This is a genomic window from Peribacillus sp. NPDC097224, from assembly GCF_044761985.1.
Taxonomy (GTDB): Bacteria; Bacillota; Bacilli; order Bacillales; family DSM-1321; genus Peribacillus.
The window spans coordinates 215,946-237,073 of the sequence record NZ_JBIWDK010000006.1 but is presented as its reverse complement, the minus strand read 5'-3'; the positions used below and the strand labels follow the sequence as shown (position 1 = coordinate 237,073).

The 21,128-nt window shown below is 38.5% G+C and carries 19 protein-coding genes; 16 read left to right on the top strand and 3 right to left on the bottom strand.

Features of this window, described 5'->3' with window-relative positions; all coding sequences use genetic code 11:
- Positions 1-36 precede the first annotated feature (36 nt).
- The 3 genes from ACIQXR_RS13710 (at position 37) to truA (ending at position 3,686) form a co-directional block, all read left to right on the top strand.
- Entirely contained in the window at positions 37-1,344 is a 1,308-nt protein-coding gene (locus tag ACIQXR_RS13710; RefSeq protein WP_402872429.1) for an MFS transporter, read from the top strand.
- A 96-nt stretch (positions 1,345-1,440) separates the two neighbouring features.
- Positions 1,441-2,298 carry an aspartate/glutamate racemase family protein gene (locus ACIQXR_RS13705; RefSeq protein WP_402872432.1) on the top strand — a complete coding sequence of 286 codons (858 nt, stop codon included), beginning with the start codon at positions 1,441-1,443 and terminating at the stop codon, positions 2,296-2,298.
- A gap of 650 nt (positions 2,299-2,948) precedes the next feature.
- Positions 2,949-3,686, top strand: a complete 738-nt coding sequence (truA, locus tag ACIQXR_RS13700; RefSeq protein ID WP_402872435.1) for a tRNA pseudouridine(38-40) synthase TruA — start codon at positions 2,949-2,951, stop codon at positions 3,684-3,686.
- A 69-nt stretch (positions 3,687-3,755) separates the two neighbouring features.
- Here truA and ACIQXR_RS13695 read toward each other — a convergent pair whose 3' ends face one another.
- Complete coding sequence (locus tag ACIQXR_RS13695) at positions 3,756-4,073, bottom strand: iron-sulfur cluster biosynthesis family protein (RefSeq protein ID WP_402872438.1); 318 nt, start codon at positions 4,071-4,073, stop codon at positions 3,756-3,758.
- Between the two features lie 441 nt (positions 4,074-4,514).
- On the opposite strand from ACIQXR_RS13695, the gene ACIQXR_RS13690 reads away from it, so the two are divergent.
- Both ACIQXR_RS13690 and ACIQXR_RS13685 read left to right on the top strand, forming a co-directional pair.
- On the top strand, positions 4,515-4,724 hold the full coding sequence (locus ACIQXR_RS13690) for a hypothetical protein (RefSeq protein WP_402872441.1): 210 nt from the start codon (positions 4,515-4,517) through the stop codon (positions 4,722-4,724).
- Between the two features lie 294 nt (positions 4,725-5,018).
- Complete coding sequence (locus ACIQXR_RS13685) at positions 5,019-5,849, top strand: DUF2935 domain-containing protein (protein ID WP_402872444.1); 831 nt, start codon at positions 5,019-5,021, stop codon at positions 5,847-5,849.
- 517 nt (positions 5,850-6,366) lie between these two features.
- Here ACIQXR_RS13685 and ACIQXR_RS13680 read toward each other — a convergent pair.
- The gene (locus tag ACIQXR_RS13680; protein WP_402872447.1) at positions 6,367-7,794 is read right to left on the bottom strand and encodes an aldehyde dehydrogenase family protein; all 1,428 of its coding nucleotides are present in this window, start codon (positions 7,792-7,794) and stop codon (positions 6,367-6,369) included.
- Positions 7,795-8,060: 266 nt separating this feature from the next.
- Positions 8,061-8,405 carry a DUF6176 family protein gene (locus tag ACIQXR_RS13675; RefSeq protein ID WP_402872450.1) on the bottom strand — a complete coding sequence of 115 codons (345 nt, stop codon included), beginning with the start codon at positions 8,403-8,405 and terminating at the stop codon, positions 8,061-8,063.
- 323 nt (positions 8,406-8,728) lie between these two features.
- Here ACIQXR_RS13675 and ACIQXR_RS13670 point away from each other — a divergent pair, with 323 nt between their 5' ends.
- From ACIQXR_RS13670 to ACIQXR_RS13620, 11 genes are all read left to right on the top strand, one after another.
- Positions 8,729-10,198, top strand: coding sequence for an MFS transporter (locus tag ACIQXR_RS13670; RefSeq protein ID WP_402872453.1), 1,470 nt, complete (start codon positions 8,729-8,731; stop codon positions 10,196-10,198).
- Positions 10,199-10,335: 137 nt separating this feature from the next.
- Positions 10,336-10,728 (top strand): large conductance mechanosensitive channel protein MscL, encoded by a 393-nt coding sequence (gene mscL, locus ACIQXR_RS13665; RefSeq protein WP_402872456.1) that lies wholly within the window; start codon positions 10,336-10,338, stop codon positions 10,726-10,728.
- Between the two features lie 620 nt (positions 10,729-11,348).
- Positions 11,349-12,107 (top strand): 5-oxoprolinase subunit PxpA, encoded by a 759-nt coding sequence (gene pxpA, locus ACIQXR_RS13660; RefSeq protein WP_402873165.1) that lies wholly within the window; start codon positions 11,349-11,351, stop codon positions 12,105-12,107.
- A 114-nt stretch (positions 12,108-12,221) separates the two neighbouring features.
- Entirely contained in the window at positions 12,222-13,361 is a 1,140-nt protein-coding gene (locus ACIQXR_RS13655) for an NRAMP family divalent metal transporter (protein ID WP_402873167.1), read from the top strand.
- A 47-nt stretch (positions 13,362-13,408) separates the two neighbouring features.
- Positions 13,409-14,200: a putative hydro-lyase gene (locus ACIQXR_RS13650; protein ID WP_402872459.1), complete on the top strand. Its 792-nt coding sequence runs from the start codon at positions 13,409-13,411 to the stop codon at positions 14,198-14,200.
- 22 nt (positions 14,201-14,222) lie between these two features.
- Positions 14,223-14,981 (top strand): 5-oxoprolinase subunit PxpB, encoded by a 759-nt coding sequence (gene pxpB / locus ACIQXR_RS13645; RefSeq protein WP_402872462.1) that lies wholly within the window; start codon positions 14,223-14,225, stop codon positions 14,979-14,981.
- Entirely contained in the window at positions 14,978-15,964 is a 987-nt protein-coding gene (locus tag ACIQXR_RS13640) for a 5-oxoprolinase subunit C family protein (RefSeq protein WP_402872465.1), read from the top strand. Before pxpB ends, ACIQXR_RS13640 begins: the two co-directional genes overlap by 4 nt.
- A gap of 168 nt (positions 15,965-16,132) precedes the next feature.
- Entirely contained in the window at positions 16,133-16,888 is a 756-nt protein-coding gene (locus tag ACIQXR_RS13635) for an IclR family transcriptional regulator (protein WP_402872468.1), read from the top strand.
- A gap of 38 nt (positions 16,889-16,926) precedes the next feature.
- A complete protein-coding gene (locus ACIQXR_RS13630; protein WP_402872471.1) occupies positions 16,927-17,835 on the top strand; it encodes a DMT family transporter in 909 nt (302 codons plus the stop codon).
- A 535-nt stretch (positions 17,836-18,370) separates the two neighbouring features.
- Positions 18,371-19,909, top strand: coding sequence for a class I adenylate-forming enzyme family protein (locus tag ACIQXR_RS13625; protein ID WP_402872473.1), 1,539 nt, complete (start codon positions 18,371-18,373; stop codon positions 19,907-19,909).
- Positions 19,910-19,937: 28 nt separating this feature from the next.
- Positions 19,938-20,828 carry a R2-like ligand-binding oxidase gene (locus ACIQXR_RS13620; RefSeq protein ID WP_402872476.1) on the top strand — a complete coding sequence of 297 codons (891 nt, stop codon included), beginning with the start codon at positions 19,938-19,940 and terminating at the stop codon, positions 20,826-20,828.
- Positions 20,829-21,128 lie beyond the last annotated feature (300 nt).

Here is a 21,128-nt window from a genome sequence, read left to right as displayed (position 1 = left end):
TCTTTTGGAAAACCCATTCAGTGGGAGGAAATAGATATGAGCCAGAATATCAATATACAGGAAATTGAAAGTAGTACATTGAAGAAAACAATGGTAAGGATTTTGCCTTTTATTTTGGTTTTGTATATTGTTGCTTTCCTTGACCGGGTTAATATGGGATATGCTGCGTTAGAAATGAATGCTGAACTGGCGTTATCGGCCGAAATGTTTGGACTTCTATCAGGATTCTTTTATATCAGTTACTGTCTATTTGAGGTACCTAGTAATATGATTTTGCAAAAGGTTGGGGCAAAGTTTTGGATCGCTCGCATCATGATTACCTGGGGAATCATAGTCATACTTACCGGTTTCGTTCAATCGGCAGTGCATCTTTATATCTTACGCTTCTTGTTAGGTGTCGCCGAGGCAGGGTTCACCCCTGGCATCATTTTGTATTTAACGTATTGGTTCCGTGCCCGGGAACGTGGAAAAGCAACTGCAGCGTTTTTTGTTGCTCTCCCATTAGCTGCATTAGTTGGTGCGCCGCTCTCAACTTGGATTATCGATAAAATAGCTTGGGGTGGGTTATCTGGCTGGAGATGGATGTTTATTCTCGAAGGCCTCCCAGCTGTAATGTTAGGCATAATTGTGCTGTTTTATTTGACAAATCGCCCTGCCCATGCAAAATGGTTAACAAATGAAGAAAAGACATGGCTGGAAGGGGAACTAGAAACGGAAAGAAAGTTAGCTGCAAAACATAATAAAACCTCGCATAGGGGTATGCTGAAAGATTCGAATGTTTGGAAACTGTCAGTATTTAATATTGCAGGATTTGTAGCTGTGAACGGTCTGAATTTCTGGATACCGACCATTATTAAAAATCTTTCTGCGTCCGGTACTTCAAACATGGAAGTCGGTTGGCTTGCAATGATACCTCCATTGGTTGCCATACCTTCGATTTTATTTGTTGGTTGGAATGCGGACAGAACCAATAAGCATAAACAACATCTGGCTGTTTGTGTATCAATTGCTATGGTTGGCTTAATCGGATGTGCCTTTGTTACAACCATACCATTAATGATTTTAATGCTTTCAATAGCTTCCGCAGGACTATATGGAATTTCGGGTTCATTTTATGCTTATTTAACCTTTTTCTTCAGTGAATCTACAGCACCTGCAGGAATCGCTCTCGTAAGTACCTTGTCATCTTTGGGTGGTTTTATTGGGCCGATGGTATTAGGTGTCTTAAATTTACAGCAAGGTATGCTAGTCATTACAGGGTTTATGCTTGTTAGTTTGCTGACGCTCATTACCTTGAATCAATATCATAGAAAATTCCCACTGAATGTTGGTAAGGAAGTGTAAACCGATAATACGCTTGGGTAAGATTTTAATGTAATTGATAAATGTAATATTCCCTTTTCGTAAATTGCACACATTTTCTAATTAAGGAGGTAACTCATGAAAATCTGGCATCAAAGTCTAACCAGTATTGAATCAGTGGTTCCATACAGGGATGCTGTTTTAAAGCACATTGATCGTGTAGCTCGCCCGGGGGTGGAGGTTGTTCTCCACGGAATGGAGAAAGAGACTTACCCATCGAATTACCCTGGACATTTTATTACTTATTCTTATCTTCAAAATTTACACCGTGAGCAGTTTGTCCGCGCAGCATTAATGGCTGAAAGTGCTGGATATGATGCCATGTTCATCGGTACAATTCCAGATGTGGGTCTGTTAGAAGCCCGTACATTGGTGGATATTCCGGTTATCGGGTATGGACAAGCCTCTTTCCATATTGCTTCCATGCTTGGTGATCGAATCGGTGTGGTGAATTTCTTGGCCCCACTAGCAGATGAGCTTCGTCAAAATGCGGAACGATATGGCTTGGGAGGGAAACTCGGTCCCATTGTACAGACGGAGATTGGTTTTGACGATGTGCTGGCCGGGTTCGAAAATCCTGAGCTAGTCATAGCTTCATTCAAAAAGGCTGCTGAAAAGGCCATTGCTGAGGGAGCAGATATAATCGTACCGGGAGAAGGACCAATGAATGTATTCCTGGCAACCCATGGCATATCAAGGATTGGGGATGTTCCGGTGATCGACTCTTTTGCTGCTGGGATTAAGATGTGTGAATCGTTAGTGGATCTTAAGAAGAATTCAGGTGTTTACATGACTCGACGAGGTTTTTACAATTCAAAACCACCTGCAGACGCAGTAGCAAGGCTTCGTGGACTTTACGGATTGGTTCCTGTTCCGGATTGCAAAAACGACCATGGACTCCCGGTAAGAGGCGGGGAAAAAGCGTCTTTAACTTAAAACTCAAATATTATTATTTGTAACTAAAATGTTTGAATCGTAAATGAAACAGGAAATTTATCACATGAAGATATCCAGTTTATTTGGATGTTCAACTGCTTTTAGCTTAAAAAAATAAAATAAAAACAGGAGGATGAAAAAGAAACGCTTTTCTCCACCTGTTTTTAATATGGGAAATCTTTGGACATAATTAGCCTTTTAACTCGCTCCATAAGTATGTAAACTTGGATGCATATCCAACACCTAAATCATTTCTATAGTGAGAGTAAGCACAGTTACTTCTTCTTTTTTATCCAGATAGGTATATTCATGTTTTTTTGTTTGAATATTTTGTTTCTTTGCACGATGTTAGCCGCTTTGGTACACTATGATGAAGTACTCAGCTTGGTTGCCAGGCTTATAATGGATAATATGATGTTTGTATATCTTTACATAGACCATGTATTAAAGATTGTAAGAGTAATTCCGAAACCGGATATGTAAATCGGAATTTCCTATTTTGTGACTTGAGGACAAACACATAATAATTACCAGTGTTACTAATAATGAAAAAATCATTCAATCCCTCATGAAGGGTCGTGAGGGCTAGGCTAGTTTGTCTGGATTTTTCTTTGGATATACTCTATTAGTAATAATAGTAGGAGGAAGTAATGAATAACTACAAATTGACCATTCAATATGATGGTGGACGCTATCAGGGTTGGCAACGACTTGGCGATAGTGAAAATACGATTCAGGGAAAAATAGAAAGTGTGTTAACGGAAATGGTAGGAGAACCCATTGAAATCATTGGGTGTAGCAGGACCGATTCGGGTGTACACGCGTTTTCACAAATAGCCAATTTTAAGATGAGTTTGAATATGACTGAAACTGAAGTCATGAATTATTTGAATAGGTATTTACCACGGGATATCAGTATTGTGGAAGTTACATTGGTTCCTGAACGTTTTCATGCCCGTTATAATGTGAAGGATAAGACCTACTTGTATAAGATCTGGAACGAACCCTATACAAATCCGTTCATGCGAAAATACAGTATGCATGTTGAGGAAAACCTCAATATTCCAAGCATGATAGAAGGAAGTCAATACTTTATAGGCAGTCACGATTTTACGGCTTATTCGAATGCAAAGTCAAAGAAGAAGTCCATGGTCCGTGAAATATATTCTATTGATATAGAAGAAGTTGCAGGCTTCATTGAAATTAGAGTGCGAGGTAATGGTTTCCTTTATAATATGGTTAGAAAGATTGTGGGAACGTTAATAGAAGTCGGATTGAATGAAATAGAAGCTAAAAATATCCCAAGTATCATTGAGTCGAAAGAAAGAATCCAAACGGGCCGTATGGCAGACCCAGCTGGGTTGTACTTGGAAACGGTCGAGTTTTAAAACAGAACCAACAATATGGTTACACTTAAAAAAACCAACTGAAATAGAAGTTGGTTTTTTTTGAGTTATTTATTCATTTACTCTCTTCAATTGGAGATTATATCTCAAAGTTTCTTCGTCTGAATATAGTTTATATCCAAGACTATCACTGTAGCTAAGAAATACTTTATTAGGTAAATGCTTTTTGGATTCACTTGATATTAATATAGGCACTCCATCGATTATGAATTTCTCATCTTCTTTTGTTTGGTTATCAATTTTCAGTTCGTGTTCCACATAAATGGAACAGCTTCCAAGATAGATGGCTTCGATTCGTATCCCTTCGTTCTTTTTATAGTCCACTTTTCTTAATTGTTCTACTGCTTCTTTTTTTAGCTCAATATGCATTTAACAACACTCCAGTTAAAAATTATTTATCATGAATATCAATACAAAGAAAATTATAAAGACTGGTTAAACATTCTATTCATTCATATACCCAATTGTTTATAAACTAATGTGTCCATTAAATGTTAAATGAAGAGATATCTTATGTAAAAGCTGCCTAGATAAAATCCCCCTAGTTACCCATTAAAAAAAGGGCTAAAGAGTAAGTGGCAAAATAGTAGAGGCTGACAATTCTACTCTTTGGAGGATGTTAGCCTTCTACCTTCAGAATGAAAGGGGTTCATATACTTTAAAATATGAAAGAGCTATGTGTTATATGATAAAAGTAATGCTATAATAGGGTACTCAAGTAGATTGGGTAGCCTTTTACCTACATTGAAAGGGAATTATCCGAAACTTCTTCCTTTTTTAATTCGGAAACACTATCGGAGGTGTGTTAATATGAATAAAAAATGGACTATTGAAAATATCCGTGACTATGTCACGAAGAATTCCGATAGTGAATTACTTTCTACTGAATATCTTGGGTACTCTCAAAAACTACAGTTTAAATGTTCATGCGGAAATATCTTTGAAAAATCTTTCACTAAATTTAAAGGGAGCAATCAGAGAAGTTGTTCAGATTGTTCAGCTCCTAAACCTTCACGTTGAATTTTAGGGAATAAATCACTAAGGAATATTCAAATCCTGCCGTAACCAAATCGGAAAAGTCGTTCAACATGCTGAGAAATCAGTAGTTGAGCGACTTTTTTTATTAATTATGACTGTTGAACATACAAGCCTCTCATTCGAAATCTTGTAGAATTCGGGCCATTATAGGGCTGCCAATTCGAGGCCTTTTGAATGTACAATCATATATTTTATCCAGGCTGGCAGTATTTTTATGAACACTTGCTAATACAATATTAAAGGTATTTTATTTATGCATGATATTGGGGGCATAGTATGAATTGGAATGAAAACTCACAAGGTTCAAATATGGGAACAGCTACAGGAATGTTTGTTGCACGGTCTTTAGATGAAATTCGCTTTTGGTCTAGAATTATGAAGGAACACTCTTTATTTCTTAGATTGGGTTTTAGATGTGACGATACACAGTTAATTGAAGAAGCAAATCAGTATTATCAATTGTTTGAAAAAGTTGAGCAACAATCACATTCTTTTACAAATCAAACCGATCCAGAACAAATTAAAAGGTTTAATTCGGAAGTTCAACAGGCTGCGACAGGTATATTTGCCTTTAAGAGGAAAGTGTTAGGACTGATACTAACCGGTCAATTACCAGGAGCAAACAATTTCCCGCTTTTAGTGGACCATACAAGTCGAGAAGCAAATTATTTTAGAAAACGGTTAATTGAATTAAATGAAGGGAAGTTGAAACCACTTCCTGATGCAATAATCAAAGAGAATGTTTTTTTCTTAAGAATTATGGCCGATCATGCCAAATTCATTGGACATCTCCTTGATCCATCGGAAAGAAAGCTTGTGGATATGGCAAGGGAGTTTAGCAATGATTTTGATCAATTGTTGTTTCAGGCTACAGACTTAGAGTCTATGAAACCACAATCAAAGACCGGTCCTCTTTTAGATCAGTTTCTTGATCAGAATAGGGTATCTGTAGTTTCGCTTCGAGATTTCAAGAAAACAGCTCGGGATCTAATTGAGGAATGTAAAATTAAGAGCATTATCCATCCTTTATTAGCAGACCATGTTTTCCGTGAAGCTGAAAGATTTCTTGAAATTATTGACATGTTCGAAGCACATCTTACAAAGTAATTAACTGCGAAAAGATTGATGAAGCAAGTGCTATAGTGTTACAGGTCAATGCGCTGGATCAAACATTGATTATTAGGTATGTTAACTAACGGAACCATCTTTGAATTATCTAAATCAAAAAGCAAAAATCTTAAATCCAATTAATTTAAAATAAAATTAGTTTGACACGTAGGGCTAGGGCTTCATATTAAAAAGGGATAGTCTCTCAACTTTGAGAGACTATCCCTTTTTTTGCATAATTAAGATTTTTATTGAAGTCTATTAGCTTGGTCGGGCATTCAAAAATATTACATGCCTTTTGGTCGAACTTTCAGGTATCGTTGAAAGTAGATGTAGGGAAACCAATGTATAGATTGCCATCAAAATGTAATCATTCATTGCTACTACTATAGTAAATCAGATTTATCTGGATAGATATAGGAAATAAATTGGTTGAGATGTGGGCATTTATAAGGAAGTATTATGTTTAATTCCATCATAGTTAAAGGGTGCCCGACAAGGACACCCACATAAACCCTTAAGAGGGCATACCTATAATAGCTTTCGGTTCTAGGAATTCCTCAATTCCATAATCACCCCATTCACGACCGATTCCTGACTGTTTGAAACCGCCGAATGGAGCAGAGAAGTCTGTTTTTGGATTGTTGACCGTGATTTGGCCGGCCCGAATGTTTGAAGCCACTTTGAACAATTCATCTGGATTTTGACCGAATACATACCCGGCTAAACCATATTTTGTGTCATTGGCTATTTCGATGGCTTCATCGATGGTTTCATAAGTCAGTATGGACATGACAGGTCCAAAGATTTCTTCTTGGGCAATGGTCATATCGTTTTTTACATTAGTGAAAACGGTGATTTTTGAGAAATATCCTTTATCGAGTCCATCTGGTTTTCCTGGCCCACCAGCGACAAGAGTGGCTCCTTCTTCTGTACCTTTATTTATATAAGACCGTACAGTTTCCCATTGCTCTTTAGAAACTTGTGGTCCCATGAAGGTATTTTTATCTTGTGGATCACCTACGGGAAAATCAGGAAGTGCTTCTTTGACGGCCTCAATGAATTCATCATGCATCGATTTTGGAATGATGGTCCGTGTTGCCGCTGTACAAACTTGTCCGGTATTCATCGCAACATTTAAAATGGCTGTTCGTGCCGCATCTTTAACATTTGCGTCTTTTAAAATAACTAACGGAGATTTCCCTCCTAGTTCAAGTGACACTTTCTTTATATCTTGAGCCGCATTTTCCATGATTTTCGTACCCACGGGACCCGAACCGGTGAAGGAAACGAAATCGATACCTGGATGAGAACTGATGGCGTCCCCAATGGTTGAGCCCGACCCATTTACTAAGTTGAATACCCCTTTAGGTAATCCGGCTTTATCAAAAATCTCTGCTAGGATGATTGCCGCAAATGGTGTCATGGCGGCAGGCTTTAGTACGACCGTGCTACCTGCAGCAAATGCACTTGCTAGTTTGGTAGAAGGTTGATTTGTCGGGAAATTCCAGGGGGTAATAAGACCGGCAACGCCAATTGCTTCTTTTTTGATTAAGGTGTTTCCTCTTTGTTCCGTAAACTCGAAGGATTTAAGAAGTTCCGCAGCTTTTTTAAAATGCTGTAAGCCCATCTCGTACTGAATCTGTTCACTACGAGTAATAGGAGAACCTAACTCTTCGGTTATAACTTTAACAAGATCATCTTTCCGGTTTTCATATTCTTTAGCAATATTCTCTAAAAGCTTAATTCTGTCTTCTATATCCATTCTAGAGAATGAGGGGAAGGCAGCACGTGCGGCTTCAACTGCACGATCGACATCCTCTTTAGTACCAGCACTAATTTTCCCGATGACTTTTTCTGTAGCTGGGTTAATAACTTCAATCGTTTCTGTACTTGTGGAATCCACCCATTCACCATTAATATATTGTTGTATATAGTTATGCATTATTCCAGCTCCTTTTCTTCATTTATATTAGGTTTTTTCCCTGTATAATGAAGAGTAAACGTTATAATTACTTGTAACTGGATAGGATAGTGAAAATGGGTTTAGGTACCAATTAATCTTAAATGATGTATCATATGGAAATTTAAATTTAAAATTCATAAACCTAAAATTATGTTTTCAAGCGGTGATAGGCAAGGTTTGATAGTTTTACTGCTTCCAATAAAATAGGGGGTGTGAAATACAAAAAAGACCTCAAAAAATTGAGGTCATTTCATCATTTCCCTTATATTAGTAGGGATCATCACTACTTCGGTTTTTAAATCGACCGGCCTAAATGTTTCATCGATACATTCTTTCCAATACTCTACATGTTTTTTATCTATCCAGTGATCTGAATCGTTCACTTCGAGACCATTATCACCTTGGACAGAGTACCAATATAGATATTCCTCACCATTTAGAATCTCTCTAAATATCGTTTCTACATACATCTTTTCACCTTCAAGCGTTATCAGCACATCATTCATATTTTCATTAAGAAACGTTAACCATTCATCTACTTGTTCTGATTTTCCTTCCTTCACTCTAAATCTTGTAAGTTCTACATTCATGCATATCCTCCATAAAATTTGATAACTTATCTACGTTACATATTTTATGTAGTTTTGAAATAAATAACAATGTTCAGTTCTACAGTGTATGATTATATATAAGGAACGATAGTATCTATCCATATAGTGTGATTTGAAGTATTAACCGATTCCTTTCATTTTAATAATATAATAATACGTAGTTTCGTTTTAAATGTATCTTTATAGAACCTATAAGCACTCTTATTCAAATATTAATCTAATTAAGATATGATTATAGTAAAATTACTGTATACCTGTATAAATTAAGAAAAGAAACTACTTTAATGATAAGGAGAGCTAAAATGCGTCGTTCACCTATAGATTATTTACGCATAGCAGGAATCTTGGATGGTATTTCATTACTGACGTTATTACTTATTGCTATGCCACTAAAATATTTTGCTGATTTACCGCTTGCAGTGACGATTAATGGTAGTATACACGGGGGTATTTTCCTCTTGTATATTGGAAGCATTCTATATGCAGCTATTCGCATCCAGTGGTCGATTAGTTGGTCACTTGCCGCTGTATTTGTCGCTTTTATTCCATTTGGGAATTTTATCTTTGACGTTTATTTAAAAAAAGTGAAAGATCGCTACCCTGTTAAGCCTTTCCGAATGTCATGGATTATCTATAGCATTATATTCTTTTCATTTATAGACTTATTTGCTCAGCTTCCGGTCATGAGTACATTTGCGAAGTCAGTAGGGGCGAGTGCATTTATTGCAGGCATTGTGGTCGGTTTATATTCTTTTACGAACTCATTTGGCAATATCGCATCGGGAATATTAACGGATAAAATTGGTCCACTCTCGATGATGTTATTTGGACTGGCCGCTACGAGTGCATCATTATTTTCTTATCATTTCGTTGATGACCCTCTGACTTTGCTTATCGTTCGATCTCTACACGGCTTTTTTGGTGGCCTAATTGTACCCGCTGCATTTACGCTCCTAGCGAATACAACTGCGCATGATAAACAGGGGAGTAAGAGTGCGGTAACTGGATCATTCGTGGGGATTGCTGCCATTATAGGACCAGCTTTCAGTGGAATAATGGCGAGTAAAACATCCGTTCCGAATGTCTTCACCGTAATAGGCGCACTCGGTGTCTTATTACTTGTTTGCTCTTTTTTATTACGTCAAGTACACGTCAAGAAGCAAGAGAGAGAAGCGTCGCATGTCTCATTCAAGTGGAACCGGGATGTACAAAAAGCATTTATGGGTGCGTTCTTTTTGATGTTTTCCCAAGGGGCATTGGCTTATTTGCTGCCTTTGCATGTAGAAGCACTTGGCTATAGTTCCCAGATGTCCGGTACACTAATGAGCATGTTTGGAATTGTAGCGGTTTTCCTATTTATTTTACCGACAAATCGAGTGTTTAACCGGGTAGATCCTGTGTATACAATGCTTATTGGTGTGGCTGTTTTAGCCATTAGCCAAATGCTGATTGGGCAAATGACGACGACGTTGACATTATATCTTGTAATGATTCTATACGGGATTGGATTCTCAAGTTTATTCCCGTCTATTAATACACTCTTGATACAATCCACGACGCCTGAAACACGTGGACAGGCTTATGGATATTTTTATGCATTTTTCTCTATCGGTGTGGTTGTCGGTTCATCGGTTCTTGGTTTTTTACGGATTGGTATCGCTGGAGGGTTTATGCTCACGGGTGTAGTGCTCACAGGATTTTTTATAGTTGTCCTTTTCGATATTCGAAAAAGGGTAAAGAGCAAGAAAATTTCTGATTTTAGTATGAAATGATTAATGAAAAAGGAATGCAGGATTGTTTTACGTGCTTAAGCTTATGCCTTTTTTCTATTGATGCTTCTAGACTTGTTCATTTCTTCGTGTAAATCTGATAAACTTGTAGCACTTATAGATTGAAAGGTGTAGGTATTATGATTAAGGAATTTAGGGAGTTTATTGCTAAAGGCAACGTACTTGATCTGGCTATTGCAGTAGTGATGGGGGCGGCATTTGGAAAAATCGTTTCGTCACTAGTTGAAAATATTATCATGCCGATTGTTGGGATTTTACTAGGGGGAATCAATCTTTCTTCACTGTCCATACCGGTGGGAAGTGCGGTCATTCAATATGGATCGTTTATTCAAGCCGTGATTGATTTCTTGATTATTGCGTTTGCTATTTTCATATTTATGAAGTTGGCAAATTCCATTTTTAGAAAAAAAGAGCAAGAAGAGGTAGTGGTGGAAGCACCAGCAACTGAACAATATTTAAAGGATATCCGTGACCTTTTGCAAAAAAATGTACGCGAGGATGACAGGAGATGAATCTCTTCATTTTCTGAGCACGGTAAGGTTATATAGAAAATAAATAGAATGATAAAGAACATGTCTGGAACAGTTTGGTTCCAGACATGTTCTTTTTTTATGTATATAGAAGTTTTATTAAGACCCTTTCAGTTGTTTCATATCTAGCTGGAAAGCTTGCTTCCCATTATCTGATGGCGCTCTATGTGTTGCTCTTGCCCTTGACTTCCTGTTTACTTTTTAGAGATGTTACACTGGGATTTTTTCAATAGTTTATTTTGGGTGATTTTTTAATTAGTACTATGGAATTATTCAAGGGTATAGATGGGCTTAAAGTCAGAAGGGTGAAGAAGTAACGGGCAGCTCCTACCATGAAACATTTAAGAGTACGGGGTCATTCAGGATTTAAACGTTCAGGAAAAACTACCTATTAAAATGGGTGATGTTTTCCATATCTCAACATTTCATAATGTTAGGTAATCTAACAAGTATATTGTGTAATTGAAAAACAAATGATACAATTTAGAAAATTCCGAAATGTGAAACTGACATTCCGAATTTCGGAATTGTATTAATTGGCTTACAAACTATCAATCTATGAGAAGCGTAATGGAATTATCGTTGAAATGGAGGAAATAATCATGCATACAGTTGATTTGAATTGTGATTTAGGAGAAAGCTTTGGGGCCTATCGAATGGGAAATGATGAAGAAATTTTAAATTACGTTACTTCAGTGAATGTTGCGTGCGGCTTTCACGCTGGTGACCCATCAGTTATGAGAAAAACAGTTCAGCTAGCTTTAGAAAAAGATGTGAAAATTGGTGCCCATCCTGGTTTACAAGATTTAATGGGATTTGGGCGACGGAATATTAATATTTCCCCCCAAGAAGCTTATGATATTGTGGTGTATCAAATAGGTGCATTGAATGGTTTCTTACAATCCGAAGGAGGCCGGATGCAACATGTCAAACCACACGGGGCACTCTATAATATGGCGGCTCAAAACAAAAATCTGTCACTTGCCATTGCAGAAGCCGTATATAAAATTAATCCCGAACTTATATTATTCGGTTTGTCGGGAAGTGAATTGATTCGCGCTGGTCAATCTATTGGTTTACAGACTGCTAGTGAAGTGTTTGCCGATCGTACGTATCAAGATGATGGCTCATTGACATCTCGAAGGGAAAAGAATGCATTAATTGAAAGCGACGATGAAGCTGTAGCTCAAGTGATTAAAATGGTTAAGGAAGGAAAGGTCTTGTCCCAGCAAGGAACGGAAGTAGCAATAAAGGCAGATACGATTTGTATACATGGAGATGGAACTCACGCCTTAAGTTTTGCGAGTCATGTTAAAAAATCGTTGAAGTTGTCTGAAATTACTGTTAGTTCGTTCGCTTAATAACAAACATCTAGGAGGTAGATTCTATTGGAGCCAATCAAAAATACATCGGTACATAAAATTCCAAATAAGCCAAAGACCAATAAGACTTTATTGTTGGGTGCAGCATTTCTTATGGCAACTTCAGCTATTGGACCAGGATTTTTAATGCAAACAACGGTTTATACTCAAAGTCTGGCAGCAAGTTTTGGATTCGTGATTCTTATTTCTGTTATTCTCGATATTTTTGCTCAAACTAATGTATGGCGAATTATTGCTGTATCTGAAAAAAGAGGACAAGAGATTGCTAACATGGTTCTACCTGGGCTAGGTTACGTTTTAGCGGCTCTCATCGTTCTGGGAGGTCTTGCATTTAATATAGGGAATATCGCTGGAGCTGGACTTGGTTTAAACGCGATGACAGGGATGTCTCCAACAACTGGAGCAGCCATTAGCGCAGTCATTGCTGTTTTAATTTTTGTGGTGAAAGAAGCAGGAAAAGCCATGGACCGATTTACACAGATTGCTGGCTTTGTAATGATCTGTTTGATGGTTTACGTAGCATGGACAACCTCTCCTCCAGTAGGGGAAGCGGTAGTGAAGACATTTGCTCCCGATAAGATAGATATTATTGCAATCGTTACGTTAGTTGGGGGATCTGTGGGTGGTTATATTACATTTGCAGGTGGACATCGTCTATTAGATGCGGGAGTCAAAGGTGTCGGTGCCCTTCCAGAAGTTACGAAAAGTTCCGTAGTAGGCATTTTAATTACCACCGTTATGAGAATTGCTTTATTTCTAGCTGTCTTGGGTGTTGTTTCAAAAGGTTTACAAATTGATTCTGAAAACCCCGCAGCATCCGTATTTCAACTTGCCGCTGGAAATGCTGGCTATAAAATTTTTGGTGTTGTTATGTGGGGAGCTGCCATAACATCAGTAGTAGGTGCTGCTTATACCTCTGTTTCATTTATCAGAACATTCAGCCAAAGGATAGAGAAAAAAGCGAATTGGATTATTATTGGCTTTATCCTTCTTTCCACCATTTGCTTTTTATTAATAGGTAAACCGGTTAAAGTACTCCTTGTGGTAGGGGCAATTAACGGCCTCATTTTACCGATAGCTCTTGGAACACTATTAATCGCCGCTTATAGGAAGAATATTGTAGGTGACTATAAACATCCATTGTGGCTAACGATTTCCGGTGTGTTCGTTGTAGTTGTTATGGCATTAATGGGTGGGTATACATTAATTACCCAACTACCATCACTATTTTAATAGCATTCAATAAAAGAGAAAATCCAATTAAATAGGAGATGTCTAATATGATTGATTTTTCCAAAGCGAGCCCTGCTGAGTTACGCTCCATGATCCGTAATAATGAATGGACCAAACCGACTGCTGGGATGGCAAATGGTTATGCCCAAGCAAACCTAGCTATCTTAAAAAAGGAGCATGCATTCGATTTTTTGTTATTTTGTCAACGTAACCCTAAGTCTTGTCCATTACTGGATGTAACTGAAATAGGTTCTCCTGTTCCTAAGTTCGCTGCTCAAGCAGGAGATATCCGGACAGATATCTCTAAATATCGCATTTATAAATACGGTGAATGGGTAGAAGAAGTGACGGATATTTCGGATTATTGGGAAGATGATATGGTGGGATTCCTAATCGGTTGCAGCTTCACTTTCGAACATGCTTTGTTGAACAATGATATTTCGATTCGTCATATTGAGGAAGACTGCAATGTTCCTATGTATAAAACGAACATTCCTTGTATAGAAGCAGGGATTTTCCATGGGGAAATGGTAGTAAGTATGCGTCCGATTCCTCAAAAGGATGTAGTTCGAGCTGCTCAGGTTACCTCACGTTTTCCTGCCGTACATGGTGGACCAATCCATATTGGAAACCCAGGGGCGATTGGCATCGCCTCTATTGATCAACCGGATTTTGGCGATGTGGTAACCATTCATGAAGGGGAAGTTCCGGTTTTCTGGGCATGTGGCGTGACGCCTCAATCCATCGCGATGGAAACAAAACCAGCCATTATGATTACGCATGCACCAGGACATATGTTCATAACAGATATCCGGGATGAAAAGTTGGGTGTTTTATAATAAAAGGAAAGAGATGAGTTCTATGCCGGAAAAGCTTTCAAGTAATACAAATGTTGTACTATCTCCATTAGGCGATTCCGCAATCGTGATTACATTTGGAAATGAAATGAAGGGTAACGTTCATAAAAAAATAAAAATATTCAAGGACATGCTTGAAGAAGAACCATTTATAGGTTTCATAGAATGTGTACCGGCTTTTACAAACTTGACGGTCTATTATGATGCGTTGATGATTTATAACGAACAAAAGCAAAAAAGTAAAGAGGCAAGCATTTCCCCATATGCAGTCGTTCAAACATTCATCGAAGCAAAATTAAAGCGGGTGAAGAAGGATAAAGCCCTGGACCAACGAACGATTAGTCTGCCTGTTTGTTATGGGGGGGAATTCGGACCGGATCTGGAGCATGTTGCTCGCTTCAATCATTTAACCACAGATGAAGTCATTCATATCCATTCCAGTGGAGAATACTTAGCCTATATGATTGGTTTTGCACCTGGTTTTCCATTTTTGGGTGGGCTTTCTGAAAAAATCGCAACGCCTAGAAGGCGGTCACCTAGGATGAACATACCAAAAGGTGCAGTTGGAATTGCAGGAATGCAAACGGGTGTATATCCCATCTCAACACCTGGAGGATGGCAATTAATTGGCCAATCACCATCTACATTATTTCTACCTAATGAATCACCGCCGAGCTTAATACAAGCAGGAGATAAGGTGAAATTCATTCCCATTTCTTCTGTGGAGTATAAAGAAATTGCTCGTAAGGAGGAGTTGAAATGAGTATGCGTGTCATGAAACCAGGATTGTTAACAAGCATCCAGGACCTTGGAAGAAAAGGGTTTCAGCAGCACGGAGTGATCGTAAGCGGAGCTATGGATCCTTACTCTCTTCGCATTGCCAATATGTTGGTTGGCAATGAAGAAGGAGAGGCCGCCCTGGAAATCACCTTATTGGGACCGACTCTTATAATAGAAAAAGATTGTTTAATTGCAATAACGGGTGGCAATTTATCACCGACCATTAATGGAGAAGCCGTGCCGATGTGGAGACCTATTTTTGTGAAAAAAGGAGCGGTTCTTGCATTCTCGGGATGTCGATCAGGCTGTCGCGCATATTTGTCTGTTGCGGGTGGATACTCCATTCCCTCCATCATGAATAGTAAAAGTACATATTTAAGGGCAGGAATGGGCGGATATAAGGGAAGGGCCTTACAAGTGGATGATGTGCTAGATTTTAATGAAGCTTCTCCTCATCATGCGAAGTACGGGGTAAACGTATTCTCAACAGTCAAATGGTTTGTTAACGCAAAGGATTTTATGCCCGAAAATAAGCCGGTTATCCGAGTTACAAATGGAAGCCAATACGGATTTTTTACGGAGTCCAGTAAAGTTCAATTCGAACAAGAGTCATTTAAAGTATCCAACCAGTCTGACAGGATGGGGTATCGAATTTCAGGGCCTTCGCTTGAATTAAAAGAAAAGCGGGAGCTGTTGTCAGAGGCGGTAACAAATGGTTCGATTCAAGTTCCACCGGATGGCAATCCTATCATCTTATTAGCGGATAGCCAAACAACCGGGGGATACCCTAAAATTGCTCAAGTCATTACGGCTGATATCCCATTTATCGGACAAGTCAAACCAGGGGATTCCATCCAATTTGCTAAGGTTACTTTAAGAGATGCGGAACAGTCATATCTTAAAAAGGAACAACTTCTAAAAGAATTGAAGACTTCGATTGCATTAGCCCTGAAGGGGTTTAAATGAAGCATTAAAATAGGTAGGGTTCAATTTCCATAAACGCCTTACTTAAGACATTCTTTCGGGAATGGGGCTCTACTTATTTTTTTCCATAACTTATAATGAAATATAGGAGAGGTGAACAAAGCTCTTCCAATAAATAATGGATACTTAAAATAAGAATGGGGACATTGTATGCAAGCTCATAATAAAACGGTAGTCAAATCCATGCAAATTCTTACCCTTTTCCTGAATCATCCCAAACTGTCATTTAATGAAATGATGGAGTATTCCAACCTACCGAAAACTTCATTGCATCGTATGGTTGTGTCATTAGAAGAAATGGCATTTTTAACAAAAGATGATGATGGCTATTATTCATTAGGCCTTATTTTCTTACAGCTTGGTCAACTAGTAAGTGAACGTTTAGATATTAGGAAAATCGCCTACCCCATTATGAAAGAACTTCGGGATGACGTTGAAGAGGCTGTGAATCTCATTATCAGGGATGCAGACGAAGCGATGTATATAGAAAAAGTTGATACGAAGCAGCCTGTACGCCTTTATACCTCCATTGGTAGGCGCTCACCACTTTATGCAGGGGATTCTAGAATCATCCTTGCCTATTTACCTGAAGAAGAGCGGGAAGCGTATATAGAAAAGGTAGAATTAAAGTCAATGGCGATAGGAACGATCAATGATAAAACAATCCTTCGTCAGGCTTTGGATGAAGCGAAGAAAAACGGGTATACGATCACTTCTTCTGAACTTGAAAATTATACAAAATCCGTTAGTGCACCCATACTTAATGGGGATAATCAAATTGTCGCCGGTATTAGTGTAGCGGGTATCGAAGCACGATTTAAAGAAGATCGTTTACCAGAATTAATTGAAAAAGTAACGAATGTAGCTAAACATATTTCTTGGAAATTGGGATTTAAAACTTCATAGTTTCATGTAGCCAAGACCTTCAGTAGGGGGAATAGAGAATGAAATCACTCTCTCGACCAGTAACAGCGATAAGCATCGCTTTCGTTGTAATCATATGGGGACTATGTTGGCCGGTCTATAAAGTGGCACTCGATTATTCACCACCACTGCTTTATGCAGGAATGCGTACATTATTAGGCGGACTGTTATTAGCCTTAACTCTTCTTCCCCAATGGAAGAAGATTCAGTGGAAGAAAAATTGGTACATCTATGTAATCGTTGCATTTTTCAATACAATCATATTCAATGGTGTCCAAACGATTGGCCTTCAATATTTACCTTCGGGGTTGTTTTCGGTCATCGTTTATCTTCAGCCCGTTTTAGTCGTGTTAATAGCTTGGAAATGGTTGAAAGAATCATTATCCGCTATTAAAATCATGGGGTTAATGATTGGTTTTACTGGGGTGGTGCTTGTATGTCTGGATGGAATTTCCGGTAAAATCTCTTATGTTGGTATTATACTAGCACTTATTACTGCAACTGGATGGGCATTCGGTGTGGTCTATGTAAAGAAGACCAGTACACAAGTGCATGGACTTTGGCTGGTGGCGATGCAAAGCATCATTGGTGGTTTGTTTCTGACAGGAAGTGGTTTGGCAGTAGAAAATGTATCCAATATTGAGTGGAATGTAACGTACATATCCTGTTTGATTTTCGGATCAATCTTTAGTATGGCATTAGCTACCGCAGTGTATTTCAAGTTAATGAGTTCTGGCGAAGCAAGCAAAGTCGGATCTTTTACATTTCTTGTTCCTTTAATCGCTGTAGGGATAGGAACCATATTCTTAGGTGAACCATTTACTATATCCCTCCTTGAAGGCATGGTCCTCATCCTACTTAGCATCTATTTAATTAATCGAAAAGGTGCATCGAAAGTTGCAAAAGTGAAAGGCAAAAATGTGGTTTAACAACATTTCTGCCTTTTACTTTTGCGTTAGGGGACTAGTTAATGTAGGTATAAAGGCGTTATGGTCAAACCTGCTTTATCCACCTCGTTTACCCTATTTCATCTAAAAACCAAATTATAAATGATTTTACCTATTGTAAAAATATACCTTTTATTTTATGGTTAGTTTAGATAAAAGAAAAAGATTCATAGGGAAAAATCATGAATGTTCAAATGTGGGCATGATTCGGAAACGTGCTATTCTAGTCGCAACATAATGTAAACGCTTCCTTTTTTGAAAATTTTAAGTGTGAGAAATTATGAGCGTTATCCCAACCAATTAAAGACTATGGATGATTTCTATAGTAAAAGAGATTTTACCGAATAAAGTGATATCGAGGGCATTTGTCACAAATTGCTGCCATAGCATAGGGAGAAGGTTAAATTCTTTTTTTCTGACTTCATGGTTATCTTGACTGACTGGGCTATACAGTACATCTAGAATGAAAAAGCACCGAGAATCGCTTGGTCTCAATATCATTGCAGGGGGTGCAGGTATGAAGCTTTCAGAATTACTTGATAAGAACGTTCGAGAGTTCGGTGAGTATCCTTTTATATTCTCCGGAGGCAAACAGTATACAAATGTAGAAACCATGAACTATGCTAATCAACTCGCCAATGGATTGCGAAATCATGGAGTTGATAACGGAGAACGGGTAATCGTCATTATGCCGAATTCCCCGGAAGTGTTATTTGCCTATCAGGGAATCACAAGGGCGGGAGCGGTGATTGTACCTGTCATGTATACTTTACATCCAAAGGAAATCGCCTTTATTGCCGATAATTGCGGAGCCAAGTTGATTATTACCTCTTCTTTACTTCTTGATAATATTGGACAGGCGATTGAGTTAATGGATAAGCGGCCATCGATACTTGTAGTTGATGCACCTACTACCGAACAAGCCCAGAATTTCTATGATTATCTGTCCCCATCACCTGATTATGATGCGAAGTTGATTGAAGTGATGCCTGAGGATACGGCTGTCATCCTTTACACGTCAGGGACAACCGGGAATCCAAAAGGAGTCAAGTTAACTCATAGAAATCTATGTTCCAATGCAGAAAACTCAGTAAAACACTCTAATGTAGAACGTGGAACGACACTTGGAATTCTTCCGCTTGCACATGTGTTTGGGCTTACCATTTCTCATACATGCTACATAGTGGGAAGCTCCATTGTAGTATTCCCGCGCTTCGAACCGAAAGAAGTATTGGCAGCGATTGAAGCCCATAAAGTAAGAGCGTTTTCTGTAGTCCCTGCAATGATTCATGCTTTGGTAGCTTTCCCCACAGCCGGTAACTATGACACAAGCAGTTTGGAATCAGTAAGTTCTGGATCTGCACCATTACCTATAGCATTACTGAATACATTTGAACAAAAATTTGGCGCTAAGGTATATGAAGGATACGGATTATCAGAAGCGGCTCCCATCGTAACGGCACATACTAAAGATCGCCCGATTAAACCAGGATCCGTGGGGATTCCGATACCAGGGGTAACAATAAAGATTGTGAATGAAAAGAACGAAGATGTTCCAAGAGGAGAAATCGGTGAATTACTTGTCCGTGGAGATAATGTGACACCTGGCTATTTCCGGAATGATGAAGAAACCGATCGTACTGTAAAGGAAGGCTGGTTATATACCGGAGATCTAGGACGCTTGGATGATGAAGGATATCTATACATTGTCGATAGAAAAAAAGATCTTATCATTCGGGGAGGATTTAATATTTATTCTAGAGATTTGGAAGAAATCCTTAGTAAGCATTCAGGCATTTCAGAAGTTGCGGTTGTTGGTGTACCAGACGAGAGAATGGGTGAGGAATTAGTTGCCTGTGTTGTGAAAGACCCGTCCTCGTGCGTATTGGAAGAAGAATTGATTCTTTATTGTCAGGACAACCTTGCCAAACATAAAACGCCAAAGAGAATCATATTTTTAGATAGTTTGCCACGAAATGGAGTAGGAAAGATTTTAAAGACCCATTTAAGAAAAATGGTAAATGTGACGGATTTAACAGATTCTAAAAAAGGATGATTTCCAATCTTGAGAGGGGTTTTCAATGATGAGAAAAACCATTACCGCAACTTCAAGAGGCTTAATGATAGATTCATTTCCATATCGCTTATATCAAAAAGCAAAAAAGGTGGGAACATGGAATCCCGCTACCATTGATTATACAAAGGATGCTGAGGACTGGGGGATTTTATCGATAGGACAAAAAAATAGCATCCTTCGACTACTTTCGCAATTTCAGGCCGGAGAAGAAGCCGTTACCCTCGATTTATTACCGCTCATCATGGCAATAGCAAAAGATGGACGGATTGAAGAGGAGATGTATCTGACCACTTTCCTATTTGAAGAAGCGAAGCATACAGAATTCTTCAGGACGGTTTTGGATGCTATAGGTGAAAAAGGTGAACTGAACCCTTTGTTAACTGACACGTACAAGCAAGTTTTCCATGTTATATTACCTACTGCCATGGAGCGTCTGATTACAGATCAGTCACCAGAGGCCATTGCCGATGCAGCCACTGTATATAACATGTTTGTCGAAGGGGTTCTTGCTGAAACTGGTTATTTTTCATTCTATAAGTCTTTGGAAACATCGAAATTAATGCCTGGTTTACTTGAGGGAGTCGGTAACTTGAAAAGAGACGAATCTCGCCATATAGGGTATGGAACATTTCTGTTGCAACGATTGATTTGCGAACATCCACATATATATGATGATGTCGTCATGAAACGAATGGAGGAGCTTACTCCTTTGGCATTCAAGATTATAGATGAAGGCTTTCAAGAACCTGACCTGGAAGCGTTCAATAATGAGCCCGACGAATTCGTGAATTTTGCTATGAAACAGCTAAAAGTCAGAATGGAAATTTTGTCACGAGCTAGAGGGAAGAAAATCGAAGACATTTACAAAACGACCGAAAGTGATGTTGGTGTTTATTGATAAGTAAAACAAATATTAGGGTCGATATGGATTCATAAGAAAAGCTCAACCATTTCAAGGAATGGCTGGGCTTTTTTGTGCGGCTTGGCTTGGGTGCAATCTAAATATAGGTAAGTCCCAATCTATGGTGGCAGTAGTAATAGTTAGCCTAATGTAAGTGTTTCTAAGATAGGATAGAGAAATGAAGCAGATATGAAAAAGAAGGAACAAACGGACTAAGGAGGATGAATGACTTAAACGTCTTATTGTTCCATACATCTCGGTAGAATATCATTAAAAAAAGCCCTGTAAAATAAGAGT

What these genes read in the sequence shown, in the direction of transcription:
- ACIQXR_RS13710 (WP_402872429.1), top strand. Translation starts at nt 37, where the DNA reads ATGAGCCAGAATATCAATATACAGGAAATTGAAAGTAGTACATTGAAG.
- ACIQXR_RS13705 (WP_402872432.1), top strand. Translation starts at nt 1,441, where the DNA reads ATGAAAATCTGGCATCAAAGTCTAACCAGTATTGAATCAGTGGTTCCA.
- truA (WP_402872435.1), top strand. Translation starts at nt 2,949, where the DNA reads ATGAATAACTACAAATTGACCATTCAATATGATGGTGGACGCTATCAG.
- ACIQXR_RS13695 (WP_402872438.1), bottom strand. Translation starts at nt 4,073, where the DNA reads ATGCATATTGAGCTAAAAAAAGAAGCAGTAGAACAATTAAGAAAAGTG.
- ACIQXR_RS13690 (WP_402872441.1), top strand. Translation starts at nt 4,515, where the DNA reads ATGAATAAAAAATGGACTATTGAAAATATCCGTGACTATGTCACGAAG.
- ACIQXR_RS13685 (WP_402872444.1), top strand. Translation starts at nt 5,019, where the DNA reads ATGAATTGGAATGAAAACTCACAAGGTTCAAATATGGGAACAGCTACA.
- ACIQXR_RS13680 (WP_402872447.1), bottom strand. Translation starts at nt 7,794, where the DNA reads ATGCATAACTATATACAACAATATATTAATGGTGAATGGGTGGATTCC.
- ACIQXR_RS13675 (WP_402872450.1), bottom strand. Translation starts at nt 8,405, where the DNA reads ATGAATGTAGAACTTACAAGATTTAGAGTGAAGGAAGGAAAATCAGAA.
- ACIQXR_RS13670 (WP_402872453.1), top strand. Translation starts at nt 8,729, where the DNA reads ATGCGTCGTTCACCTATAGATTATTTACGCATAGCAGGAATCTTGGAT.
- mscL (WP_402872456.1), top strand. Translation starts at nt 10,336, where the DNA reads ATGATTAAGGAATTTAGGGAGTTTATTGCTAAAGGCAACGTACTTGAT.
- pxpA (WP_402873165.1), top strand. Translation starts at nt 11,349, where the DNA reads ATGCATACAGTTGATTTGAATTGTGATTTAGGAGAAAGCTTTGGGGCC.
- ACIQXR_RS13655 (WP_402873167.1), top strand. Translation starts at nt 12,222, where the DNA reads ATGGCAACTTCAGCTATTGGACCAGGATTTTTAATGCAAACAACGGTT.
- ACIQXR_RS13650 (WP_402872459.1), top strand. Translation starts at nt 13,409, where the DNA reads ATGATTGATTTTTCCAAAGCGAGCCCTGCTGAGTTACGCTCCATGATC.
- pxpB (WP_402872462.1), top strand. Translation starts at nt 14,223, where the DNA reads ATGCCGGAAAAGCTTTCAAGTAATACAAATGTTGTACTATCTCCATTA.
- ACIQXR_RS13640 (WP_402872465.1), top strand. Translation starts at nt 14,978, where the DNA reads ATGAGTATGCGTGTCATGAAACCAGGATTGTTAACAAGCATCCAGGAC.
- ACIQXR_RS13635 (WP_402872468.1), top strand. Translation starts at nt 16,133, where the DNA reads ATGCAAGCTCATAATAAAACGGTAGTCAAATCCATGCAAATTCTTACC.
- ACIQXR_RS13630 (WP_402872471.1), top strand. Translation starts at nt 16,927, where the DNA reads ATGAAATCACTCTCTCGACCAGTAACAGCGATAAGCATCGCTTTCGTT.
- ACIQXR_RS13625 (WP_402872473.1), top strand. Translation starts at nt 18,371, where the DNA reads ATGAAGCTTTCAGAATTACTTGATAAGAACGTTCGAGAGTTCGGTGAG.
- ACIQXR_RS13620 (WP_402872476.1), top strand. Translation starts at nt 19,938, where the DNA reads ATGAGAAAAACCATTACCGCAACTTCAAGAGGCTTAATGATAGATTCA.